The following is a 25,839-nucleotide window of genomic DNA, read 5'->3' as shown; positions in this document are numbered from 1 at the left end:
CGAAACAGATGCAATATTCTGTATCATAATAAATTTCTTATATAGCGTTTTCGGTATAAAACAGCAATATTATTTGGTCCCAATCAACTTTCTAAACATATCACTTTTGAAACTTTAAAAAGGGTAAAAATTGCATAACTATTTCAAAAGAATCATCTTTATTTTTTTGATAATCGTAATTCATATGTTAAAAATGAAGATATTTGCCATACTTTTATCATGTGGTTAATTTTTCTTATGTTCAAATGGTCATGAGCTTGTTAGCAACTCAAAATGATCAAAGAATTTATGGGATAAGTAGCGTTTCAGTAAAGTAGAGAACCAATTACTTGTTTTTATATTATCATTAAACTTATTTCAATGCCGAAAAAAATTATTAGAAATCTTCAGATTGGTGTCGTACTTTCTTTATTACTGCTAATTGCGAGTTCTATAGCATCTTATGTTAGCATACAGAAGCAAATGGAGAATAGGGAAAGCTTTTTAAAAAGCAAGGAATCTATAAGTCTGGTAAAAGATGTTTTAAACTCGCTCTTAGATGCAGAGACAGGTAACCGAGGATATCAAATTACGGGTCAGGAAGATTTTCTGGATCCCTTTAACGAAAGTGTAAAGCAATATCCAGCGCTTATTTCCAATGAAAATAGGCTGAATATCAAAGATAAACATCAAATAGAGCTTATCAATGAACTCTTTCGTACTTCCAAAATGATGATGGAAGAGGATATCTTGTTAATTCAAAATCGGAAAAAGGGAATATTAATGACCCCGGAAGAACTTCTACAAAATAAAACAACTATGGACAGGTGCCGTATACTTGTAGAGAAATTTGTAAAATATGAGGAGGCTCAATTGGCTATTAAAAATAAAGATCTCAACAGGTCTTCCAAATCGACAGTTTTATTCATCATTTTTTCTGCTCTTGCAGCTATTGGTGTTACAATTTTTTTCTACAAACAAATAAAATCTGACATTATCCGCAGGCAGAAATTAGAAAAAGATCTTTTTTACACTAAAGAAATTCTTGAGGAAACAAGTACGGTAGCACAAGTGGGAGGCTGGGAACTGAACATGAAGACCAACAACTTTTTCTGGTCTCAGAGTACACGAGATATTCATAAAATAGAAGATGATTTTGTTCCGGATTTCGAAAATGCCATCAAATTCTACCAAGAAGAAAGCAGAGAAAAAATAAAATATCTTTTCGACATGGCCATAAAAGAAGGAGCTCCCTTTGACGAGGAGTTTCAGCTTGTCCGGTACGATGGTGTTATGATCTGGGTAAGATTAAAAGGAATTCCCGAATTTGAAGGTAATGTCTGCAAAAGGGTTTTCGGAATCATTCAGAATATTGATACCTTCAAAAAAATGTTTCTGGAAGTGACCAGAAAGGAAGCCATGATGCAGTCTTTTGTCACTGACGTTCCTATTCCTCTGGCAATGTTTGATAAAAACCTTAACTATGTGTCTGTAAGCACTAAATGGAGAGAAGAATTCAATATGACCGGTGTCGATCTTATCGGAAATAACCTCTTTACCATATCTCCGGATATTTCCGAAGAAAGAAAAATAATCTATAAAGATGCTCTGCTAGGAAAAACTTATATAAATGGTAACTTTCCTATAAAGGTAGACGGTCGGGAAGAAATTCAGCATTACGACCTTAAAGTCGGACCATGGTATCTGACAGAAGATGAAATCGGAGGTATCATTATTTCCGTACAAAATATTACAAAAGCCATAATGGCAAATGAAGAACTTAAAAAGGCCAAGGAAATAGCAGATATAGCAAGCAAAGCAAAATCTGAGTTTCTGGCTAATATGAGCCATGAGATACGTACTCCTTTAAACGGGGTCATCGGATTTTCAGATCTTCTCCTCAAGACGCCACTGAATGAGATGCAGGCGCAATATATGAAGTACATCAATGAATCTGGAGAGAATCTCCTCAACATCATTAATGATATTCTTGATTTTTCTAAAATAGAATCTGGAAAAATGGATCTCTTAGTTGAAAAAATGGATCTTTATGAAACCGTGAACCAGGTCATTAATGTCATTCTCTATCAGTCTAGGAAAAAAAATATCGAGCTTCTCCTTAATATCGAGCCCGGACTACCTAAAACGCTTATCATTGATCAATCAAGATTAAAACAGATCCTGATTAATCTTCTGGGCAACGCAGTGAAATTCACAGAAAAGGGAGAGATCGAGTTGAAAGTTGAAAAGTTACGCATAGATGAGAAAAATATTGCCTTACGCTTCTCTGTAAGAGATACAGGCATAGGTATTCCTGTCGAAAAACAGAAATATATTTTTAATGCTTTTACACAAGAGAACAGTTCTATTAGCAAACAATATGGAGGAACAGGTCTCGGTCTTACCATCTCGAACAATATTCTCAAGTATATGGGTAGCCATTTATCGTTGATCAGTGCACCAGAAAAAGGTTCCGTATTTTTCTTCGACGTTGAGATTCCATATGAAATTTCTGAGTTTAGAAAAGATGAAGATATAACCATCAAAAAAGCTTTGGTGGTAGATGATAATGAAAACAACAGGATAATTCTTCAGCAGATGCTTGCTTATAAGAATATAGAATCTACGCTGGCTGCTAACGGAATGGAAGCTTTGAAGATCCTACTGAAAGGAGATCGGTTTGACGTAATCCTGATGGATTATTATATGCCGGTTATTTCCGGATTGGAAACAATAGATAAAATCAAAGAACTTTTTCATAAGAATAAAGAAAATACTCCATTCATCATACTTTCTTCATCATCGGATGAACTAGACGTAATTACTTCAATTCGCGAAAGAGAAAATACATATTTCCTGTTGAAACCAATCACATCAAATGGTTTATACAAAGCCCTACAAGGAGCACCACAGAGTAATGTTGTAGAAATTCCTGAGGATCAGTCCGAGAAAGCTTCTTATGCATTTGAGCCGGAACTTGATGTTCTTTTGGTAGATGACAATCCAGTGAATATGGTATTGAATAACAGGATGATGAAATCCCTGGCTCCAGATGCACACTTAACGGAAGCTGTCAATGGTCTGGAAGCTTTAGAAGCGTGTAAGAAAAAGCATTTTTCCATTATTCTTATGGATGTTCAGATGCCAATCATGAGCGGTATCGAAGCGACACAACAGATACGGATGCTGCCCGGATACGAAAATATACCCATCATAGGGGTTACAGCCGGAAATATTCTGGGTGAGAAAGAAAAATGCCTTGAATCAGGTATGACTGACTTCCTTCCCAAGCCTCTCAGGCAGGCAGACCTTCTTGAAATACTAAAAAGAAATATTGGCAGTAACGGCTATCTACATTAAAGAAAATTATAAACTAGGATATTGTTGGAAAAATCCACCTCTACAATTTAAGAGGAAACTCATTATGCATTTACCCGTCTGTAGGATTCATTAGTAGTAATTCTATATATTAAGGTTCAGGCTGATGCATCATGACTTAATTCTGGAAATTAAAGAGAAACAGCATAAATGTTGTATTGGGCCACTATTTAATATTTCATTTCTATTAATTGTGAAATTCTTTTTAAATCTTCAACTAAAAGTTTTGATATTTCTTCGGTTATTGGATACCTTTTTACAATCAATAAGTTAAAATTTATCAATGCTTTACTTATTTAATTATTATAATATGTTAAACACTAATAATCAATTAATTAAAACTTTATAATTAATATTTTCAATTTTTTAAAGGAACTGTTTTGAAAATTCTTTAATCATGTGGAGTTTTTGCTCGCATATTCTTTTTCCGCATAAATATCTGAAATATCCATATTTCTCTACCAATTTAGGCAAAAGTTGAGAAGGCGAATCGGCGCCTATCAACAAATCGCTACCCAATTGGTCTAGTTGATCCTGCAAATCGACAACAGACTGTTGCATAAATTAAACCCATTAATATCACATTTTTTAATTCCTAGATCCAGTTTTTTTGAAATGGCCTTTTTCTGTTGGATAGCAGAAAATAATTTCATCACATTCCTCAATTGCTTTTGTTAAAGCTTCATTATCATAATCCTTAAATCATTTTTAAACCAAACCAATCCTGTTTTCATAGCAGCTTTTTTTTAATGCTAACAAATTCAAAGCCTTTTAATCTTTAATTGATTCAATCTTTTTAATTTTTAGGTCACAAGCGGCGTACTTTTTGACATGAGATCAAGAAATATCTAAACATGAACATCAAATCTCTATTTTATACGTCCTCCATTATATTGCTTGCAGGAATTACCTCAATACAGTGCAGCAGCAACAATGATAACGATAACGCTTCAAATCCTGTCTATGTGGAGTAAGATTGAAAGTGGAAATATTACGTACGATATCAGAATCGGAATTTTGAATTAATTGATGTAAAAAAGTTTACCAATAATTCGACTAAAGGATATACTGACGAAAATACAATTTTTACAGAAACGAATTTTGATTTAGTTAAAGGGATCAGAACCGAAACTGATGAAATATTTGGTTCAGAAAAACCATTAAGTAAACGAAAAAAAACAAAATTAATCAGGCCCTTACCTAAAATACAAGATTTCAAATATTCCGATAAAAATTTATATTAAGACTCGTGCAGTTCTCTTATTTTAACGTCTTCTTCTCATTCTTAAATTCAAGTATTAGCAAGTATTGGAAATGGCTTAAATTTTCCTCAAGGGTTCGATCTGCTTCCAGTCCGAAAAAATCGAATATCTCCCTTTTGACATCAATTTTGAGCAGGTTTCTAAGATCCTATTTTTTATCATACAAGTGATTGCTTTCCCAAAAGGGTTTGTTCGATTGGCTTGCAATACAACCTTTAAGCTTTTAGTATCAGATCCATAACCGATCGATTCTTTTCTGTACGGATTTTCATTGTAATCAGTATACAAATAAATAAGCCCGTATTGCAGGTAAACAGTGTTTTTATCATATGAACTGATGCTTTTGCTGTACAATATCATCATATTATATTCTGATAATGCTAAATTCTTATATCCTATGATCACCTTTTCTCCATAAATTACAGCCTGTGATGGTAAAACTCATGACTTTGAAAGTTGGTCCAGATTAAAATCAAGTGTATTGCTAATTTTTTGAGACACCCTTGACAATTAAAGTTTCTCCCATCAAATGAGTTAAACCGTAACTTTTACTATCCGTTAACCTATCTGTTTTTACTTGGTTAGCAACATTGTAATCTTCTCCAAAAGCTAGAGTAATGATTTAATAAAGATATTGCTATTCAAAATGTATTTTATTAATAAGTATTTATGATTATCACGTTTTTCTTTGAATTTACTCATTAAAAAACAGTAAAAAATCGTATTTTTTTGTGAGTTTAGTTATGTTTCTATATATTTGAAATGTCAATAATGGCAGAATAAACAAAATTTTTAACATGAAAAATCTTAAGAAAATTTTAAGAAGTGATCTAAAAACAATTAGTGGAGGAAAATTACCGGGAGGTGGCGCTTCATTTGAATGTTGTTGTGGAAACGATTCTTTAGGGCAGTTTACAAGTGCTAGCGCTTGTTTACTAGCTTGTGAACTACATACTACCCCAAAGAACTAACAACTCCAACTTAAAAAACAATATTGAAATTTTCTCGAGAAAAATCAATGTAAGATATACTTTCGCAGCAAAGTAAGTAGAAAGTATAAGATTAGAACTAGGTTGACCAAAAAGTCAGCCTAGTTTAATAAATAAAATATTATGAGAAAATATTTGTTCATTTTTATGTGTTTATCTCTAACATTGCAAGCACAATATAACGCTTTATATGCGTACAAATTTGTTCCTGATCCTAACAAAAAAGACTCCACAATTACCAACTTAATGACGCTTGAAATTAGCATTGATAAAAAATCTAAATTTTATAACGATGACAAGAAAAGATCAGACTCATTAAATAATAATCTTTTACAAAACAATTTTCGTGATGGCAATTTAGCAAGTTATAATGTTAATACGAATTATATAATTACAAAGGATTTAAAAAAAGATGAAACAGTATATCACTTTATATATTCTGGAGTGAAAATGAAAATTTTAGAAAAAGAAAAACCTAGTTGGGAAGTTAAAAAAGAGACAAGAAAAATAGGAGATTATCTATGCCAAAAGGCTGTAACAAACTATAAAGGTCGAGAATGGATAGCTTGGTTTAGTAACAAGATCCCCGTTTTTGATGGTCCATATAAATTTTCAGGATTACCTGGATTCATTGTAGAAATACATGATGAGAAAAAAGAGCATGATTTTTTATTAATTAAATTGAAGAAAGATAGCACTATTAATTTTTGTAACTCTACCGCAACTGAAAAAGAAATTACCAAAGATCAATTAAATAAGATGTTAAATTCATCATCAGGTAGTATTAATGGCAGTATTAAGTCAATGAATGTATCTGGTGATATAGCTACTTTTACTATGAAAGATGGTAATGTAGTACAGATAAATAAAAATGTAGAAAATATTGAAGTAGAGCTGTCTAAAAAGGTTAAACGTAATTTAAATCCTATCGAATTAGAATAGTTTAAATTTCCAGTGAGGTTAACTTTGACATTCTTAAATGACCTTACATTAATAATAGATATATTATTTAGCTTACAGCCATTTTTCTATTTAAATGGATTTAATTATTTTATACTCCATTTATATGTCGATAAAAGTTGTTCTGTTTAAAGCATTTGTGTGATTTAAAATTGTGTATAATTCACATTTTTTTACATTTCGATGTGATACGTATCCTCCGGATTTAAATTTAGAAAATTGAATTCTTGAAAATCCAAAAGTATTAAAGTTTAGTGTATTGCTTCCACTCAAGATTCTATATAATATATTTCAGATAATATTTTTTAATTTATTCTCGCTGTCAATGAGATCGAGGTCTACTGTTCCGGTTACAAGGAGATCTATGAAGACAAGTTTGAATCATTTAGTCTTGATGCCTTAATCCCTGAAAAAACTGAAACCGGGAACATGTCCAGTATACGTTAAGAGAAAAGTTGGGCATTGGATTTATGAACTCCGAAACAAAAGAAAAGTATAAAGAAATAGCAAAAGATCTGGTAGACAAAGGAGCAGAATGCATTGTGCCGGGGCTGGTAAGTAAGGACGATTTTGAAAACCGGTGTTTGACACTACAAAAATTCATTCAGAAGCTATTGTGGAATCATAATTACCTAACAAGCGTAATTTACCAGATAAAAAGAGTTTAACAGATGGGTCATATAAAAGAACTTAGAGACAGAAAATGGTTCCTATCACTTAAAAGTACACCTTCCGATCTTCTATTTTTACAAATCCCTCTTTCTCAAGCTTTTTCAAAGTTCTGATAACGGTTTCTGTACGTAATCCGGTAATTGATGCAAACTGTTGTCTTGTCAGCTTGACTTCATATGAAAATGGAGTTTTATCCGGAAAAAAACTTTTAAAATATTTTAAGGTACCTTTAATACGTTCTTCTGCGGAAGTAGATGCAATATTCTGCATCATAATAAATTTCTGATATAGCGTTTTTGATATATAGGTTCGAACATCTATTGCTGCACGAGGATGTTCATCTAACATATGTAAAAATTCTACCTTCGGTACTTTCATAATGGTGCAATCAGACATTGTAACAGCATTTACAGGGTATTTATGATCAACAAACAGAAGCAATTCACAAACGCTTTCTCCTTTAGTCAGAAGGCTCTGGATCAATTCTTTACCATCCTCGTTGGTGTAATTTAATTTTACATCTCCTGAAACTATTTGATAATAGCACCTAGGGGTTTCTTCTATTTGAAATATATAATCATGAGAGTCATAGGTACACGAAGGTTGGAGAACAGGATTTTATGAACCCATGATAAAGGTAAATGGCGATGCTGCAGTAAAATCATGGATGGAACATCAGGTTTATCTTTCATTAGGCTATTTTTTAAGTGCTTGCATAAGTATGGGGCTTGATGCTACACCAATGGAAGGTATCAACCGTGAAGCTTATCAACAGATATTAACACAAGATGGATATGCTCCTTTATTTGCAGTGGCCGTAGGCTATTCTGATTTAAGTGATTTTATGCACCCCAGTGTTTTTCCAAAATCCCGATTTGAATTGGACGAGGTAGTGCAATCCATTTAAAAAAATAATTCTAAGGAAGTTTATTTTAGTTGTTTGTCTTCTGATGATTAATTATTGCAGCCTGCTTCCTACATGTATTTATGCAGCGAGTTCATCTACCAATGAATAATATTTTTGTGTAAACCAATCAATTGTAGATAGTGTTTGCAAAAAGTGTATTTGGTGAGTTAGCTTATTTTTCTATATTTGGTGACTAATTAAAGTGTTTTTTGTGAAAAAATTTTAATTGATAACAAGCAGCGTTTTGCTATATATTTAAGAAACGGAGTTTCACAAGTGTTTCCGGCTATGCTGTTAAAAGACAGTGTCATTCAAGTGGACAATGTTAGTGATGGTGATAAAATAGTTATATTTTTAATTTCATAAAGCCCCACTTGGGGCTTCATTTCTCAATAATTATCAAATTAATCCTTCTAAAATTTTTGTACTACACGTTATACTATACCGGTAGCTCTTCAAATTCTTCATCGCTTCCGGAGAAATAAATCTGACAAGCCTGTCCGAAAGTTTCGGTATTTTTAGTCACAAGAAATTGTTGTCACAATTTGAACTTTAAGTAATAAAAACATATCAAATGTAAATTATAGCAATTTATCAAAATGGATAGGAAGATCATAAATTCTTTTGCCTGTCGCATGAAAAATGGCATTCGTTACAGCAGGAGGCATACCTACTCCCCCTATTTCACCGACTCCTTTCACTCCCAGATCATTTACAAACTGATCTTCTTCATCGATAAATAATACCTGTAAATCATGAATATCAGCATGCACGGGAATATGATATTCTGCAAGATTGGCATTCATGTATTTTCCAAGTTCATGATCTACAATAGTTTCTTCATGAAGCGCTTTGCTGAGTCCCCAGATCATTCCACCTAAAACCTGACTTTCAGCCGTCTTAGGATTGATAATCTTTCCGGCTGCAACTGCTGTAAGTGCTCTTTTGACTTCAATAACTCCAAGCTCTTCATCCACTTCCACCTCAACAAAAACGGCGCTGTGAACGGCTCTTGCTTTTTTGCCATATGTTAAAGGATTAGGCATTGCAGAATTGGTTGTCTTGATGGGTTTCCCTTCATTGGCTTCAAAAATTTCACTGATGCTCACTTTTATTTCTGGATTATCGTTATGAATGATGAATCCGTTTTTAAAGGTAACTTGATTAAATTTAGTATCGCCCAATACTGAATTTTTAAGATCTTTAGCTTTTTTAAAAAGCTTTTTATTTAATGCCTGACAAGCTGCCTGAACTGCAGAGCCAACAGTTGCTGTAGTAAATGAACCACCCTGAATGGGCGCAAAAGGCATTTTACTGTCTGCGTAAGAAAAGGTAACATCTTCAATCGGAAGCCCAAGTTCATCAGCTGCAATTTGAGTCATAATTGTAAATGTTCCGGTTCCAATATCTGTAACAGCACTTTTCACTTGTACTTTTCCATCTGATGTCATGATGGCTTCCGCACGACCGAAAATCCTGTTGGCATCCCAAATTCCGGTTGCCATTCCGTAACCGACCAATTTATTTCCTCGTTTCATGCTTCGGGGTTTAGGATTTCTTTGATTCCAACCAAATTTTTCTGCTCCTTTGAGGTAGCATTTCCTCAATTCTTTACTGGAATATTCTTTATCGCTGCTTTTATCAATTTCAGAATAATTGATTAATCTTAGTTCTAACGGATCAATATTTAATTGGTAGGCAATTTCATCCATTGTAACTTCTATGGCGTGCATTCCGGTACTTCCGCCCGGGGCTCTCATATCCAAAGGACTGTAAACATCCAGTGGAACAAGTTGATGTTCTAATAAAGTGTTTTCGGCTGGATAGAGCATATTTGCCCAATTCACCACGATCTCTACATAATCCTCGAAACGGGAAGTTTCGCCGATGGCTTTGTGATACATCGCATTCACTTTTCCACTTTTATCAGCTCCGAATTTCGTATGCTGCAATGTGGGCGGTCGGTGGCCAATCATATACATTTGTGCCCGGCTCAGCGTCACTCTTACATTACGTTTCAAGGCTAAAGATGCCATTACCGCCATAAAAAGCTGCTGCTGTGGCCTAAGTCCCGAACCGAAACCTCCACCAACAAAAGGAGAGATCACCTGAACATTTTTCATTTTCAATCCGAAAACATTGGCAACGTACATCTGCGAATTAATTGTCCCCTGCGTTTTATCGTAAATCTTTAACTTATTTTTTCCTTCATAAATTACGGTCGACGCATACATTTCCATAGGATTGTGATGTTCTGTTCCGTGGCTGAAATGGCTATCCGTTTTTACAAATGAATGATCATATTCTTTTTGAAAGTCACCGTTAGGCTTTGGTGGGGGCGGTTTTAATAAAGATGCCATGCCTTTTTTAGGATCCCTTGCCTTTTCAAGATTAGTTTTTAAATCTGTCTCAAAATTTTCTTCTTCATAAACGATATTGATCTTTGCAGCCGCATACCTTGCCATTTCAAAGGTTTCTGCAACGACCAAAGCGATAGGCTGGCCATTGTATTTTATTTCATTATCTTTTAGTGGCTTAAAAACGATTCCGGGAGGCGCATCCATATCAGCATATTGGAAATCAAACCAGGCAGTGGAGGGTTTATTCTCATGCGTGAAAACTTCAATCACACCTTCCATTTTTTTAACATATTCGGTATCGATCGATTTTATTTTGCCTTTTGTGATGGTACTGTTGACAATATAACCATACAGTAAATCGGGTGCTTCATATTCTCCTGCATATTTTGCACTTCCGGTGACCTTAAGATGACCTTCGAGGCGACTGACTGGTTTTCCGACAGAGGGTATATTTTTCATCTAATTTTGATTTTAGAATTAATAATAATTTATAAAGAAGGTTTTGCACCCGGACGTTGTGATGACGGATCAAGTGCCATCATACAGTTTCTCACAATTGCTTTTTTAGCTAAATCGATTTTAAAACTGTTGTGATCGAAACCTTTTGCGCCATTAAGAATACGATCTGCCGCAGCACTGAAACTCTCCTGATTTGGTTCTTTGCCAATAAGAAAATCTTCTGCTTCTTTTACCCGCCATGGTTTGTGAGCTACACCTCCAAGGGCAATTCTTGCCTCTTTTATAGTTTTGTTTTCCAGCTCCAGGCCTGTCGCTACAGAGACTAATGCAAAGGAATAAGAACTTCTGTCACGTAATTTCAGGTAAGAATAATTTTTGGAGAATCCCTTTTCAGGTAGATTAATCGAAGTAATGAGTTCACCCTTCTTTAGATTATTATCAATATCTGGTCTATCTTCGGGAAGTCTATGAAAACCTGAAAATTCTATGGCTCTCTCACCATCCGGTCCGGAAATATTGATGACAGCATCTAATGCAGATAGTGCCACGCACATATCCGAAGGAAAGACTGCAATACAGTTTTCATTATGTCCTAAAATAGCATGAATACGGTTATATCCTTTAATTGCAGAACATCCGGAACCCAGTTCCCGTTTGTTGCAAGGCGTATGAATATCATAAAAATAATAACATCGTGTGCGCTGCAGTAAATTACCGCCATTGGTGGCCATATTTCTGATTTGAGGAGAAGCGCCTGCTAAGATTGTTTTTGATAACAAAGGATATTTTTCTTCAATAACAGGGTGATATGCAGTATCTGCATTTGTAAGCAACGCACCAATTTGGATTCCGCCATCTGGGAGTTCAGTTAATTCATTAATCCCTGAAATTTTATTGATATCAACCAATGTATCGGCTTCGATTATAAAATATTTCAAAAGATCGATAATGTTAGTACCTCCCGCAATGATTTTGTTGTCATCACCTGCATTAATCAATGCAACAGCATTGTCGATATCGGTGGCTTTTGTATAGGTAAAATTATTCATGACATCCCTTGTTTTACAGCCATTACAGCATTAATAATTCCCTTGTTAGCACCGCAACGGCAGAGATTTCCACTCATCAGATCCTGAACCTCTTCACAGGTATTGGCTTTATTTTCATTAAGCAGACCAATGGCACTGCAAATCTGTCCCGGAGTGCAATATCCGCATTGAAAAGCGTCATGATCAATAAATGCCTGTTGTACAGGATGAAGAGTTCCGTCACTAGCAATTCCTTCTATGGTTGTAATTTCTGATCTATCTTTCATAACGGCAAGGGTAAGACAGCTTAATGATCTTTTACCGTCAATTAAAACAGTGCATGCGCCGCACTGACCGTGGTCGCATCCTTTTTTTGTGCCCGTAAGATGAATTCTTTCCCGAAGAGCATCAAGCAGGGAAACCCAAGGTAAAATTTCCAAATGATGATCTTCACCATTTACATTGAGTGTAACTGATTGTTTTTCATTACTTGCCATATGCGTAAGATTTGGTATTACGAAAGCACTACAAAAAAAGAACCGTTATGCGAAGATAACGGTTGATGTGGTATAATTTACCGGTAATTTAATTAAAATAATTAGCGGAAATATTGATTTATCTTTGATTTAATGCCAATAATATTTTGTCAGGCGTAATTGGCAAATCTCTCATACGCAATCCAATAGCATTATAAATAGCATTAGCAATCGCCGGAGCTGTTCCAATAATTCCGACTTCACCAAGACCTTTTGCCCCGGACGGATTAATATTGGGATCTGGTTTATTGATGAATTCAACCTCAATGATCGGTGCATCTGCATTAACGGCAAAATGATACCCCGCCAGATCATTGGCAATCAGAGTTCCTAATTTAGCATCAATCTGATTTTCCTCCATCAAAGTCATCCCAATACCGCCAACTGCCGCACCCGACATCTGATTTGCCGCTGCCTGGGTATTGATGATCTTTCCGCCGTCTCCTACTACGGCAAGTTTCTCTATTTTGACTTTTCCGGTTCTCTTGTTCACCCTTACTTTACAGAAATGAGCTGCAGATGAACAGAATGCATATTTTTCACGCTCACTTCCCGGTTTAGATGAAACTTCCAAACGGATGTCATTTAAATTATTTTTTTCGAATAATTCTGAATACGCAACAAAAATGACTGATTTATCTTTTAAACTAATTCCTTTATCTGAAAGAATAATATTTTCCAGAGCAGCATTTTTAAAGTTTTGATTGACTGAAGAAGCATAGTCTGCCAACTTTACTTTTAATTGATTGCTCGCATCATGAACTGCTCCACTCACAGATGATAATCCTGTACTTCCGCCCTGACTGGGTGCCGGCGGAAGCGTTGAATTTCCTAATTCAATATTGATTTTATTTTTAGAGATTCCCGTAATTTCATGGGCAATATTCTGCATACCCGTTCCGGTACCCGTTCCAATATCTGTCATTGCCGTTTGTACAGTAATACTACCGTCCTTATGCATAATGATGGCAGCTTTAGCTTCCTGCCTGCCGGCATTCCACATCCCAACAGCCATTCCGTAACCGATGTACCAATCTCCGTCAACACTGCTTTTAGGAATAGCTTTTCTGGAATTCCAGCCAATCATTTTTGCCCCTTTTCTAATTCCTTCATCAAGGAAGTGGGTCGACCACGGTAAACCGGAATCCGGATGCTTTTCAAGTGAAATATTTTTTAATCTTAATTCGACAGGATCCATTTTCAGTTGATAACTTAGCTCGTCGACAGCAGATTCTAAGGCAAACACGCCTGTACAATCGCCGGGACCCCGCATCCAGGTGGGTGTGCTTAAGTTTAATGGAACAATTGCTGCTTCTGCTTTTAAATTGGGTAGTTTATATATTAATCTGCTGACGCGGGTAATTCCATCGTTAAAATTTTCATATACAGAAGTTCCATTTTTTGCCTGATGTAGAATCCCCAAAAGATTACCTGACCCATCTGAGCCTAATCTGATACGCTGCCAGGAAGCAGGTCTGTAGCCTGTTCCAGCAAACATTTGGGGACGAGTAAGCATGAGTTTTACGGGTCTATTGACCTGTTTTGAGGCCATTATCGATGCCAATACATGCGGCCAGACCCGAAGCCCGGAGCCAAAACCTCCGCCTACAAATTCACTGAAAACTTCAATGTTTTTTTCAGGTAACGCCCACAATTTGGCGAAGGTTTTCTGTACATTATTTACCCCCTGATTCTTGTCATATAGCCTTAAGGTATCATTACCGGTCCAATGTGCAATCGTTGCATGCATTTCCATAGGGTTGTGTACATCAGCTTTAATATTATATTGTTGATCTATAATAAACTGAGAATTCCGCCAGCTATCCTGACTTCCTCTTTCCTTACCTTCAGGCTTCAACGGTACAGATTCTTTCGTTGCATCAAAATCAACACTAAAGCTACCTTTGTGATATTCAATTTCTATCAGTGAGGCTGCAAAAGTGGCATCCTCAAGCGTTTCTGCAATCACCATTGCAATAGGCTGGCCTTTAAAATATACTTTATTGGTATGGAAAACAGGCAGGCCTAATTTTGCCTCTTTAATTTTTTCTTCGGTAGATAAACCCGGAACTATAGGTTTATTGAGATGGGTAATTATATCGAGAACACCTTCTACCTCTTTTGCTTTATCAACCAAAATTGACTGTATTGAGCCTGCCGGAACAGTACTTCCAACCAAGACGGCATAAGCCATATTCTTCACCTCGTATTCAGCGGCATATTTCCCTTTACCGGTTACTTTGTCCACCCCTTCCACACGCCCTTCCGGCTTTTTAAATTTATCTTTTATCAATTCAATTAATCCCATAACATTTACTTTTTTTTTAATGTATATATTCAACTTATTGATTGATACAATTTTTTAAAGCTGTTACAATCGCTCCCTGAAGCATGGGTATTTTATAGCCATTTTCAGATAGTGGTTTCAAATCTTTGGTTGCCAGTTTTGCCGCCTCTTCAAAAACATCTTCGGCAACTCGTTTTCCCTCTAAAAACTTCTCAACTTCAAACCAGCGCCAAGGTTTATGTGCCACCCCTCCTGATGCAAGACGGGCTTCCTTAATTCTTTTTCCGTTTAAATCTAGTGCTGCGGCGACAGAAATTAATGCAAAAGCATATGAACTTCGATCTCTTAATTTGACATATGTAGAATGTTTGCTGAAAGAATTATTTGGAATTTCTATTTTGGTTATGACAGCGTCCTGAGGCAAATTATTATCCAGCCACGGTGTATTTTCCGGTAATTTATGAAAATCTTTAAACGGAATTGTAATCTCTTTCTGTTCTTTTGTCACTGCTGTTACGGTTGCATCCAAAGCCGCTAAAGCTACACAAAAGTCAGATGGATGAACTGCCACACACTGCTCGTTATATCCGGCAATCGCACTCATTCTGTTATTTCCGTCAACTGCGCTGCAGCCACTGTTTGGTATTCTCTTGTTGCATGGAGTTGTAATATCATAAAAATAAGGACATCTCGTCCGTTGCAGCAGATTTCCTGCAGAACTAGCCATATTCCGGATTTGGGGTGAGGCACCTGCTAAAATAGCTTTAGAAATGAGAGGAAATTTTTCAATTACTTCTTTATCAACTGCTACTTTAGTGTTACTAGCAACTGCGCCAATGATCAATACATTGTTTTGATAATCAATTGAATTGGTTAACGCTAAATGAACATCGATCAAGGTTTCCGGTTGTGCTATATTTTTTTTCATCAGGTCAACCAAATTGGTACCACCCGCAATGAATTGTTTATTCACAGATTTCATGGCTGAAGCTTCAGCAACAGAATTTGCTTTTTCAAAATTAAATGGTCTCATTGTGCTGCTACTTTTTGAATGGATTGAACAATACCGTTATATGCTCCGCAACGGCAGAGATTTCCGCTCATGTATTCTTTAATTTCATCAACAGAACCGGTGTGTCCTTCATTAACACAGGCAACGGCTGACATAATTTGCCCCGGTGTACAATAGCCGCACTGGAAACCGTCACATTCTATAAACGCTTTCTGCATCGGATGAAGTTCGCTTCCGTTTGATAAACCTTCAATGGTTGTGATTTCTTTTCCCTGAGCCATTGCAGCTAACGTAAGGCAGCTTAAGGCTCTTTCTCCGTCAATATGTATTGTACACGCACCACACTGCCCATGGTCGCAACCTTTTTTTGAGCCCGTAAGATTAAGCTGCTCTCTAAATAAATCGAGCAATGTTGTACGGGTATCTGCATAAAGCGTATGACTTTTTTTATTGATGGATAAGGTAAGCCGCGACACATTTTTCTTGGGGATAAAATATTGCTTTACATCCTGATAGAAAGCTTTTACCGAAGACGGAATAGTTACAAAAGCCGCCAGCAATCCCGAAACTTTTAGGAAGCCTCTCCTACTGTATTGTCCTTTTAATTCCATAAATTATTTTTTATCAAGTTAATAATGATATTTCAGAAATTATATTTGTGAATAATTATTGTAAACAAAAATCACTAAATCAATTGAGTATACAATTATACATATTACGGTTTTATAGACCAATATTACTGATTAGCGTATTACAACCACTTAAAAATATAATATTTATGTAAATTTGAATATACATAAATAAAGTTAAGTATATTTTTCATATTAAAGACATACTTACTGTGAAACAAACTTAATAATCTGAAAAATGTATCTTCATGAAAGAGATAAAAGACATCGTAAAAGCCTATAAAAAAGCCTATAATGATGGATTAAAAACAGCGTTGGCTACTGTTGTGAAAGTAGAAGGCTCTTCATACCGGCAAGCTGGAGCAAGAATGCTGGTGACAGAAGACGGACAACTCACAGGAGCTATCAGTGGCGGCTGTCTGGAAGGTGATGCATTGAGAAAAGCCGTCCTTGCCATTCATCAGAAAAGTAAAAAACTCGTTACGTATGACACGAGTAATCCCGATGATGTAGAATTTGGTGTACAGTTGGGGTGCAACGGAATTGTTCATATTTTATTCGAATATATTGATGAGAGTTGTGCTCAAAATCCAATTCACCTTTTAGAAAAATCAATAGAGAACAGAATGGCATCCATTGTTATAACATCATTTTCCATTGAAAACAGAAGCATGCAGATCGGAACTGTCGGATTGATGAATAATCATAAAGTGACTTTGTTAACCTCAGATTTCATTACAGATACTGAATTACAAAATCTTTCACTACAAGTTTTGGAAAAGAAACAAAGCGTACTGAGTAAGATATCTTCAAGTGAAATTTTACTTCAATATATATCCCCACAGACGACTCTGCTTATTGCAGGAGCAGGAGATGATGTTAAACCTCTCGTAGAAACAGCCTCTATTCTGGGCTGGAAAACCATCGTTGTGGACGGAAGAGCAACACATGCTCTCAAAAAAAGATTTCCCACTGCCAGTGAAGTTATCTTATCCAAGCCTGAGGAAATCATTAATACCATTGAAATTGACGAGGCTACAGTTTTTGTTTTAATGACCCACAATTATAATTATGATTTGGCATTGTTAAAGCTAATTATCGATCAGCCAACACAGTATATAGGATTATTAGGGCCTAAAACTAAACTTAACAGAATGCTGGAAGATCTTAAAAATGACGGGATCGGCGTTGGTGAAAAAGAATTAAACAAACTTTACGGACCTGTTGGAATGGATATTGGTGCTGAAACGTCGGAAGAAATTGCCATTTCGGTCATTGCTGAAATTAAAGCGGTTCTGAGTGGTAAAAAAGGTTTATCGCTAAGAGATAAAAAAGAAAAAATTCATACTGACATCATCAGGATTTAAAAAGAAAATTATGTTAACAGATCAATTTGGAAGGGTACACAATTATCTCCGGATATCGCTGACAGACAACTGCAATCTCCGTTGCTTTTACTGCATGCCGGAAGAGAATTATGATTTTACACCGCATTCAAAACTGATGCAGGTGGATGAAATTGATATGCTAGCAAAGCTTTTTGTTCAAAATGGCGTTAATAAAATCAGGCTCACAGGTGGTGAACCATTTGTAAGAAAAGATGCCGCAAAGATCATCACCAATTTGGCTAAATTACCTGTTCAATTGAGCTGCACCACAAACGGGATTCGTATCGATGATTTTCTTCCTGAGATTATTCAATCTAATTTTCACAGTATTAATATCAGTCTCGATACCTTACAGAAAGACAGATTTCAAAAGATAACGCGCCGAGATTATTTTGACCGCGTGATGAGAAATATAAATCTTCTACTGGAAAAGAACATCAAAACCAAGATCAATGTCGTCTTGATGAAAGGAATTAATGATGATGAGATTTGTGACTTCATTGCATTTACAAAAACACAGCTTTTGGAAGTTCGTTTTATAGAATTTATGCCCTTCAGCGGGAACAAATGGAGCAGTAATCAGGTGATGACACAAAAAGAAATTCTAGAAATTATCGGAGAGAGATACAATTTTAAACCTTTGCCAATGGGCATTCACGATACAGCAAAAAATTTCAGCATCAATGGACATCAGGGAAGTTTTTCCATTATCAGCACAATGAGCGAACCTTTTTGCAGTGGGTGCAATCGAATAAGACTTACTGCAGACGGTAGGCTGAAAAACTGTCTTTTTTCAAAAAAAGAAACAGATCTGTTAACTCCGTTTAGACAACGTCAGGATATTGTACCGATTATAGAATCAGCAATTTGGTCAAAAGCAAAAACGCAGGGTGGACAACTGAATGAAAAGTTTGAAAAAATAAATGCTTCGATTATTCAGAACAGAAGTATGATTAATATTGGCGGATAATGAAAAACACCGGAATTATATTATTGGCTGCCGGAAATTCCACAAGAATGGGGTCGCCAAAACAACTGTTACTTTATCAGGGAAAAACTCTGCTGGAAAGGATAGTTGATACCTCTTTACAAGTATTCGATAATAATAAAATCATCCTTGTCTTAGGTGCAAATCACAGTGAAATAGCTTTTCAAATTAAGGATAAAATTACATTAATATCAGTCAATGAAGAATGGGAATCCGGAATGGCTTCATCCATAAAATCTGGACTGCAAACCTTATTGAATCATTTGCCGGAAATGGAAAGATGCTTTATTTCAGTTTGCGATCAGCCTTATCTTTCAAGCGAAGTTTTTATCGAAATGTTAAAACTTGCTGATTATTCTTCAAAAGAAATTATCGCCGCCAAATATGCAGGCACGATCGGCGTTCCTGTATTGTTTTCAAAAAAATATTTTAAAAAATTACTACATCTTAGCGGTGAACAAGGTGCAAAAAAAATCATTCAGCAAAATATGGATGACGTCAATATTTTTACCTTTGACGAAGGCGCTATCGATATTGATACACCATCAGATTATGAAAATTTAAAAACTAAGGAATGATCAGCATACAGGAAGCTCAGAAAATCATCAATCAAAATATTCCACAAAGAAAACATCAGAATCTTCCTTTGAAAGAAGCCTTTGGATACACGACTAGCGAAGATATTTATTCTAAATACAATATCCCGAATTTTACACAATCTTCGATGGATGGCTATGCGCTTAGATTTGAAGATAAAGATTTAAAACTAAAAATTGTAGGCGAAATACCTGCCGGATCTACGGAACGAGCTAATCTAGAACATGGTACAGCTTATCGGATTTTTACAGGAGCACCACTTCCCGCTGGAGCAGATACGGTCGTAATGCAGGAGAAAGTCAAAATTGAGGGTGATGATTTGCTTATCATTGAAGATAGTGATCTTGAAAAAGACGTTAATGTAAGACCTATCGGAAGTGATGCTAAAAAAGACACCGTTGCAATAAGCTCTGAAAGTTACCTTTCAGCTGCGGCAATCGGATATTTGGCGGGAATAGGATGTACTGAAGTACAAGTTTATTCGCCCCTTTCTGTCTCCTTAATTTTAACGGGGAATGAATTGGTAAAGCCAGGCGAAAATCTTGATTTTGGGCAAGTTTTTGAATCTAATTCTTATCAGTTGGAAAGCGTTTTGAGACAGTCTGGAATTAATCATATTGAGACATTTTGGGTAAAAGATGATTCTTTACAAGTCGAAAGAACTTTAAATTCGGCACTTACCAAAACAGACATTGTGATTTTGGTTGGTGGCGTAAGTGTGGGTGATTACGATTATGTGATTGATGCTGCAAAAAAGTGTGGAGTTGAACAGAAATTTCATAAAATCAGACAAAAGCCCGGAAAGCCATTTTATTTTGGAACTAAAGAAGAAAAGTTAATCTTCGGACTGCCGGGAAATCCATCTTCTGCCCTGACCTGTTTTTATTTATATATCGCTCCGTTACTTTCAAAAATAATAAATCGTCCGTCAATTACTACAGAAACCAAGGCCATTACAACAACTAGATATCAAAAGAAAATCGGTCTTACTCATTTTCTTAAAGCCACTTATCTCGACGGAAAGGTCACTCCGCTTCATGCGCAGGAATCTTATCGTTTGCAGTCTTTTGCCGAGGCTAATTGTCTGATGATTCTCAAAGAAAATTCAGAAGGTTGTGAGAAGGATGAAATTGTTGACATCATATTATTAAAATAGGAATTCGAAAATGAGCGTAGAATTTTTTTATATTATTTTATTTGTAATTGCAGCTCTATATGCGGCAGTAGGACACGGCGGTGCAAGCGGTTATTTAGCTTTGATGGCTTTGTACGGAGTTGCCCCTAAAGAGATGAAGCCAACCGCACTCGTACTCAACTTATTTGTGTCTCTCACTTCTTTCATCCAATATTACAGAGGCGGGCATTTCAAGCTTCGTATTTTTATTCCTATTGCGATCGCATCGATACCGCTTGCGTTTATTGGTGGAATGATTCATATTGAAGATACTCTGTACAAACGCATTTTAGGTGTATTATTACTTTTCCCGGTGTTCCGGTTTTTCTTTTTTAAAAGTCCGAATGAGGATGAGCTGAAAAATCCTCAAATATATTTATCATTGATTTTCGGTGGAGTTATCGGCTTATTTTCAGGAATGATTGGTATTGGTGGCGGAATATTACTTTCTCCTGTCCTTATTTTATTGAAATGGACCAATCAGAAACAGACCGCTGCGATCAGTGCGGCCTTTATTTTTGTCAATTCTGTGGCTGGTTTAGGTGGTATGTTTACGAAAGAAATTGCTTTTACCAGCAATATGTTGTTGTATATTGTCTTTGCATTTGCAGGAGGATTGCTAGGATCTTATTTAGCCTCAAAAAGATTAAGTCAAAATGGACTGAAATATGTATTGGCAGTAGTACTTTTAATGGCTTCCTATAAATTGATATCAAGCACAATTTAAAATAAATGAAACATTTAATTTTTTCAGTTACTATTTTTATCTCAACTTTATCGTTTTCACAGGCGAAGAATAATATCGAAGTCATCGCACCAGATAAAGAAAAAACAATAATTACGACTGCTGATCTGGGAAAACTCCCTAAGCATACCCTTGACAGTATTCAGATAACCAATCATTTAAAGGAGTATAAATCTACAATTAAGAATATAAAAGGTGTTTTGCTTAAAGATGTTCTTTCAAAAATTTCGTTTAAAGAGAAGTCGCCGAAAGTTTTAAGTGAATATTATATTGTCTGTAAGGCGGAAGACGGTTATAAAGTCATTTTTTCATGGAACGAAATCTTCAATACTTCTGTTGGTGACAATGTGTTGGTTATTCCGCAGGTTGAGGGCAGACTTAAGGACGGTTTTTCTACCTTATCGCCTACCGATTTTGTTACAGGCAGAAGATATGTAAAAATGCTGAAAACCATTGAACTAAAAAAAGTGGATTAATGAGTACAATAAAAATAATAAGCTTTGGCAGACTGAAAGAGATTATAGGCTTAGATTTTGAATGTAAAGCTGAAAATACAGATAGGTTGCTGGCACAGCTCAATGAAAAATTTCCCGATTTAAGGGAATTAAAATTGCGAATTGCAGTAAATGAGAAAATCATTTCAGGAAATACAGAATTAAATAATAACGATGTGGTAGCACTGATGCCACCCTATTCAGGAGGATAATTTATGTTGAATTTGGAACGATATCAGAGACAGATAACATTGAAAAGCTTTGGCATAGAAGCTCAGAAAAAGCTTGCGTCAGCTAAGGTTCTTGTTGTCGGAGCAGGAGGCCTAGGATGTCCTGTTCTTCAATATCTAACCGCAGCCGGAGTTGGAAACATTGGAATTATTGATGATGACAAAGTTTCATTAAGTAACTTACACAGGCAGATTTTATTCACTTCAAACGACATTGGAAAATTGAAGACCGAAGCGGCGTTTGAAAGACTAAATGCAATGAATCCGGAGGTACAAATTAATATTGTTTCTGAAAGAATTACTACAAAAAATGCTGTTGAAATCATATCGGATTGTGATGTAATAATAGATTGCACCGACAATTTCCCCACACGTTATTTGTTGGATGATGTTTCCAGACTGATGGAAAAGCCATTGATCTTTGGAGCTATTTATCAGTATGAAGGTCAGGCTGCAATTTTTAATGTTATCGATGCTGATGGATTTGCCACAAATTACAGACATCTTTTTCCCGAACCACCAAAACCTGGCGAAGTTCCAGATTGCAATGATGCGGGAGTTTTAGGTGTCTTACCCGGAATTATAGGAACGATACAAGCTACCGAAACCATTAAATTAATTACAGGAACGGGAAATCCATTAATCAATAAATTAATGACAATTAATATTCTTGATTATCAGACCGCAATTTTTCAAATTCCTACAGAGAATTTAACAAATGAAAATATTCCCTCGACCTTAAAGGAATTTGAACAGATGAATTACGAACTCCATTGTGGAATTAAACAAAAGGGAATTACAAATATTTCTTCTTCAGAATTCAAAGAAATTGCAGAAATTCCGGATACAGTTATTATTGATGTCCGCGAAACTGATGAGCTTCCTAAGCTTGAATTGCCCTATTTATCAATACCTTTAGCTCAGTTAAAGGAAAATTCAAATCAAATTAATAAACAAAATATTATTGTTGTTTGCCAATCAGGCAAAAGAAGTATGATTGGAGCTCAGATCTTAAAAGAAATATTGGATCAGGATTATACAATCGGTCATTTGGAAGGCGGTATCAATCAATTAAATAAAGAAATGAATGAGTAAGATTAAAAATATATTTCAAAATAGTCCTGTTTCACCGTTATTTATCGCAGAAAGTATCACCAAACATTCTACGAAAACTGAAATCGGGGCGCATCAGATTTTTCTAGGACAAATTCGTGCTGATGAAGTTGATGGAAAAACGGTAAAAGCAATAGAATATACCGCTTACCAAGACTTGGCTTTAAGCCAGATGGCGGCAATCAGAGAAGAGATTTTTGAAAAATATGATATAACTTGTATGCACATTTATCACAGCCTTGGAACTGTACATGTAGGAGAAATCTGCCTGTTTGTTTTTACCTCGTCAAAACACAGAAATGAAGCGACAATGGCTTGTAATGAAGTGGTAGAACGCATAAAAAACGAACTTCCTATCTGGGGCAAAGAAATTTTTGAGGACGAAACACATCAATGGAAAATCAATCAGTAAAAAAATGGTAGATATTACTTTTAAAACTTTTACGTTGCGAAAAGCAATTGCTTCAGCTACAATTAAAGCTTCGAGCGCTGCAACAATTCAAGCTGTAAAAAACGGAACCGTTCCCAAAGGAAATGTGCTGGAATTTGCAAGAGCTTCGGCTTTACTTGCCATCAAAAAAACAAGCGATGTTATTCCTGACTGTCATCCTCTTCCCGTTGAATTTGCTGCGATAAGCTATGATTTTGATGAAATAAATATTCACATTAAAGTGGAAGTTCATACCATTTACAAAACCGGGGTTGAAGTCGAAGCGATGCACGGCGCATCAGTTGCCTCGCTCGTCATTTACGATATGCTGAAACCGATCGATAAAAATGTTGAGATTTCAAATATTAAATTATTGGAAAAACAAGGTGGAAAAAGTAATCAGAAGAATATTGATGTGACGCATTTAACAGCCGCAGTTGTAGTGTGTAGCGATTCGGTTTCGCAAGGTATAAAAGAAGATTCATCCGGAAAAATATTGGTTGAAGCACTTCAAAAGCAAGGCATTAATACTATTGATTATTCAGTTGTTTCTGATGACATTTCAGCAATACGTCAAAAGATTGATTATTTTAAAACTAAAAGCCTTGATCTTCTTTTATTTACCGGCGGAACTGGTTTGTCAGATCGTGATGTAACACCTGAAGCTGTGCATCCATTTATTACCAAGGAAATTCCTGGAATTATGGAAACAGCAAGAAATTATGGACAGGAACGGGTTAAAACTTCAATGCTTTCCCGAGGAATAGCGGGATTTTCTGATGATATGCTTATTTTGACACTTCCCGGATCTTCAGGTGCTGTTAAAGAATACATTCAGGCATTATTTCCGCAGATTTTACACATTTTTTCAGTAAAACAAGGAGCCGGACATTAGTTAAACGTTTCGCAACTGAAACACTATTTTTCGAATTTTTTCTACTGCCGTTTCAATTTCTGCTTGGGTAGTGAATTTCCCTAAGCTAAATCTTATCGAAGAAAGTGCATCGAGGTCATTCATCCCCATTGCTTTCAATACGTGAGAAGGTTTTGATGTTATAGCGTTGCAGGCCGAACCATTTGATACACAGATGTTACCAAGCCTTAAGATCATCTGTTCTGAATTAACGCCGGTCAAGCAAATATTTGTTGTGTTGAAAATCCTATTATTTTTATCTCCATTGATATAAGTGTCGGGAATTTTTAATAATGAATTTTCAAGAAGATCTCGTAATTCTTTAATGTATTGAGCGTCTTTCTGCATTTCTTCGATAGCAATTTCTGCTGCTTTTCCCATTCCGATAATTCCCGGAACATTCAGCGTACCACTTCTCAGGTTGAATTGTTGACCTCCACCGTGGATCTGAGAATTCATATTTTTTTTAAGCTCTGAAGAAATATACAGCGCTCCGACTCCTTTTGGGCCATAAAATTTATGAGCCGAAAAAGCCATCAGGTCAATTCCAAAATCTTTTACATTGACAGGAATCTTACCCACTGCCTGTGTAGCATCACAAAAAACAAAACATCCTTTTTGACGTGCAATCTCAGCAATTTCTTTAATCGGCTGAATGACTCCTGTCTCATTATTTACAAACATCACACAGACCATCAATGTTTTGTCATTAATCTGTTTTTCCAATTCATCAAGATTAATAAGCCCATCTTTTCCAACATTAAGATAGGTAATATTAAAATCTTGTTGTTCCAAATGAAGACAAGTGTCCAAAACTGCTTTATGTTCAGTTTTTACAGTAATGATGTGATTTTTACCTTCTTTTTTTTCAATTCCTTTTAAAGCTAAATTTACGGCTTCCGTTGCTCCGGATGTATAAATGATCTCTTTCGTATTGGCGGAAATTAGTTTGGCGATCTGTTCAGTTGATTGTTCAACAGATTCTTTCACAGTAAGTCCTAAAAGGTGAGAACTGCCTGAATTGGCAAATAAATTATTAAAATAAGGCAGCATTACATCTACTACTCGCTGATCAACGGGAGTTGTTGCATTGTAGTCTAAATAAATAAAATCATTATCCATCATAACATTATAAATTGAGTATAAAAATAATGATCTTTTTGCAGTAACTTAAATCTTTCTAACAGGATTTGGTATGATATGTTAGCATCTGCGTGAATAGTTGCATTCCATTACAGTCGTATTCATATCCTTCATTGCTGTCGGTTGGCAATATTCCTCATCTTACAATTTAAAGCTTGCTAATTTT

The 25,839-nt window shown here is 35.7% G+C and carries 22 protein-coding genes and 1 pseudogene; 13 read left to right on the top strand and 10 right to left on the bottom strand.

Annotated elements, in window-relative coordinates; all coding sequences use genetic code 11:
• Positions 1-360 precede the first annotated feature (360 nt).
• Positions 361-3,339 (top strand): response regulator, encoded by a 2,979-nt coding sequence (locus OH814_RS14405; RefSeq protein ID WP_308828634.1) that lies wholly within the window; start codon positions 361-363, stop codon positions 3,337-3,339.
• A gap of 384 nt (positions 3,340-3,723) precedes the next feature.
• Here OH814_RS14405 and OH814_RS14400 read toward each other — a convergent pair whose 3' ends face one another.
• Positions 3,724-3,918, bottom strand: a complete 195-nt coding sequence (locus OH814_RS14400) for a hypothetical protein (protein ID WP_308828633.1) — start codon at positions 3,916-3,918, stop codon at positions 3,724-3,726.
• A gap of 1,813 nt (positions 3,919-5,731) precedes the next feature.
• Here OH814_RS14400 and OH814_RS14395 point away from each other — a divergent pair.
• The gene (locus OH814_RS14395) at positions 5,732-6,550 is read left to right on the top strand and encodes a GLPGLI family protein (protein WP_308828632.1); all 819 of its coding nucleotides are present in this window, start codon (positions 5,732-5,734) and stop codon (positions 6,548-6,550) included.
• A gap of 735 nt (positions 6,551-7,285) precedes the next feature.
• On the opposite strand, the gene OH814_RS20670 is transcribed toward OH814_RS14395, so the two are convergent.
• Both OH814_RS20670 and OH814_RS20665 read right to left on the bottom strand, forming a co-directional pair.
• On the bottom strand, positions 7,286-7,510 hold the full coding sequence (locus tag OH814_RS20670) for a helix-turn-helix domain-containing protein (protein ID WP_374990582.1): 225 nt from the start codon (positions 7,508-7,510) through the stop codon (positions 7,286-7,288).
• A 75-nt stretch (positions 7,511-7,585) separates the two neighbouring features.
• A pseudogene (locus tag OH814_RS20665) lies at positions 7,586-7,822 on the bottom strand (Crp/Fnr family transcriptional regulator); the annotation flags it as partial.
• Positions 7,823-7,868: 46 nt separating this feature from the next.
• Between OH814_RS20665 and OH814_RS14385 the strand changes: the two are divergent.
• A complete protein-coding gene (locus OH814_RS14385; protein ID WP_308828631.1) occupies positions 7,869-8,147 on the top strand; it encodes a nitroreductase family protein in 279 nt (92 codons plus the stop codon).
• 581 nt (positions 8,148-8,728) lie between these two features.
• On the opposite strand, the gene OH814_RS14380 is transcribed toward OH814_RS14385, so the two are convergent.
• The 6 genes from OH814_RS14380 to OH814_RS14355 all read right to left on the bottom strand — a co-directional run bounded on the left by OH814_RS14380 (position 8,729) and on the right by OH814_RS14355 (position 16,440).
• Entirely contained in the window at positions 8,729-10,966 is a 2,238-nt protein-coding gene (locus tag OH814_RS14380) for a xanthine dehydrogenase family protein molybdopterin-binding subunit (protein ID WP_308828630.1), read from the bottom strand.
• Positions 10,967-10,995: 29 nt separating this feature from the next.
• Positions 10,996-12,015 (bottom strand): xanthine dehydrogenase family protein subunit M, encoded by a 1,020-nt coding sequence (locus OH814_RS14375; protein WP_308828629.1) that lies wholly within the window; start codon positions 12,013-12,015, stop codon positions 10,996-10,998.
• Positions 12,012-12,491, bottom strand: coding sequence for a 2Fe-2S iron-sulfur cluster-binding protein (locus tag OH814_RS14370; RefSeq protein WP_308828628.1), 480 nt, complete (start codon positions 12,489-12,491; stop codon positions 12,012-12,014). The genes OH814_RS14375 and OH814_RS14370 overlap by 4 nt, the downstream gene beginning before the upstream one ends.
• A 118-nt stretch (positions 12,492-12,609) precedes the next feature.
• Positions 12,610-14,838 (bottom strand): xanthine dehydrogenase family protein molybdopterin-binding subunit, encoded by a 2,229-nt coding sequence (locus OH814_RS14365; RefSeq protein ID WP_308828627.1) that lies wholly within the window; start codon positions 14,836-14,838, stop codon positions 12,610-12,612.
• 34 nt (positions 14,839-14,872) lie between these two features.
• Positions 14,873-15,850, bottom strand: coding sequence for a xanthine dehydrogenase family protein subunit M (locus OH814_RS14360; protein ID WP_308828626.1), 978 nt, complete (start codon positions 15,848-15,850; stop codon positions 14,873-14,875).
• Complete coding sequence (locus OH814_RS14355; RefSeq protein ID WP_076562854.1) at positions 15,847-16,440, bottom strand: (2Fe-2S)-binding protein; 594 nt, start codon at positions 16,438-16,440, stop codon at positions 15,847-15,849. Before OH814_RS14355 ends, OH814_RS14360 begins: the two co-directional genes overlap by 4 nt.
• A 266-nt stretch (positions 16,441-16,706) precedes the next feature.
• Between OH814_RS14355 and OH814_RS14350 the strand changes: the two genes are divergently transcribed.
• From OH814_RS14350 to moaCB, 10 genes are read left to right on the top strand one after another with little or no spacing between them, the layout of a single operon-like run.
• Positions 16,707-17,825: an XdhC family protein gene (locus tag OH814_RS14350; RefSeq protein ID WP_308828625.1), complete on the top strand. Its 1,119-nt coding sequence runs from the start codon at positions 16,707-16,709 to the stop codon at positions 17,823-17,825.
• 10 nt (positions 17,826-17,835) lie between these two features.
• Positions 17,836-18,816 carry a GTP 3',8-cyclase MoaA gene (gene moaA / locus OH814_RS14345; RefSeq protein ID WP_308828624.1) on the top strand — a complete coding sequence of 327 codons (981 nt, stop codon included), beginning with the start codon at positions 17,836-17,838 and terminating at the stop codon, positions 18,814-18,816.
• Positions 18,816-19,412 (top strand): nucleotidyltransferase family protein, encoded by a 597-nt coding sequence (locus OH814_RS14340; protein ID WP_308828623.1) that lies wholly within the window; start codon positions 18,816-18,818, stop codon positions 19,410-19,412. The genes moaA and OH814_RS14340 overlap by 1 nt, the downstream gene beginning before the upstream one ends.
• Entirely contained in the window at positions 19,409-20,587 is a 1,179-nt protein-coding gene (glp, locus tag OH814_RS14335) for a gephyrin-like molybdotransferase Glp (RefSeq protein WP_308828622.1), read from the top strand. The genes OH814_RS14340 and glp overlap by 4 nt, the downstream gene beginning before the upstream one ends.
• 10 nt (positions 20,588-20,597) lie before the next feature.
• The gene (locus OH814_RS14330; protein ID WP_076562846.1) at positions 20,598-21,332 is read left to right on the top strand and encodes a sulfite exporter TauE/SafE family protein; all 735 of its coding nucleotides are present in this window, start codon (positions 20,598-20,600) and stop codon (positions 21,330-21,332) included.
• A 5-nt stretch (positions 21,333-21,337) separates the two neighbouring features.
• The gene (locus OH814_RS14325) at positions 21,338-21,826 is read left to right on the top strand and encodes a molybdopterin-binding protein (RefSeq protein ID WP_308828621.1); all 489 of its coding nucleotides are present in this window, start codon (positions 21,338-21,340) and stop codon (positions 21,824-21,826) included.
• Entirely contained in the window at positions 21,826-22,056 is a 231-nt protein-coding gene (locus OH814_RS14320) for a MoaD/ThiS family protein (protein ID WP_076562842.1), read from the top strand. The genes OH814_RS14325 and OH814_RS14320 overlap by 1 nt, the downstream gene beginning before the upstream one ends.
• Before the next feature lie 3 nt (positions 22,057-22,059).
• The gene (locus tag OH814_RS14315; protein ID WP_308828620.1) at positions 22,060-23,169 is read left to right on the top strand and encodes a ThiF family adenylyltransferase; all 1,110 of its coding nucleotides are present in this window, start codon (positions 22,060-22,062) and stop codon (positions 23,167-23,169) included.
• Positions 23,162-23,599: a molybdenum cofactor biosynthesis protein MoaE gene (locus OH814_RS14310; RefSeq protein ID WP_308828619.1), complete on the top strand. Its 438-nt coding sequence runs from the start codon at positions 23,162-23,164 to the stop codon at positions 23,597-23,599. The genes OH814_RS14315 and OH814_RS14310 overlap by 8 nt, the downstream gene beginning before the upstream one ends.
• A 4-nt stretch (positions 23,600-23,603) precedes the next feature.
• Positions 23,604-24,512: a bifunctional molybdenum cofactor biosynthesis protein MoaC/MoaB gene (gene moaCB, locus OH814_RS14305; RefSeq protein ID WP_308828618.1), complete on the top strand. Its 909-nt coding sequence runs from the start codon at positions 23,604-23,606 to the stop codon at positions 24,510-24,512.
• On the opposite strand, the gene OH814_RS14300 is transcribed toward moaCB, so the two are convergent.
• Entirely contained in the window at positions 24,513-25,655 is a 1,143-nt protein-coding gene (locus tag OH814_RS14300; protein WP_308828617.1) for a cysteine desulfurase family protein, read from the bottom strand.
• Positions 25,656-25,839 lie beyond the last annotated feature (184 nt).

This window comes from Chryseobacterium sp. CFS15, assembly GCF_031118795.1.
GTDB lineage: Bacteria > Bacteroidota > Bacteroidia > Flavobacteriales > Weeksellaceae > Chryseobacterium > Chryseobacterium indoltheticum.
Note: the sequence above shows the minus strand (reverse complement) of the source record. Positions and strands in the feature narration are given on the sequence as shown.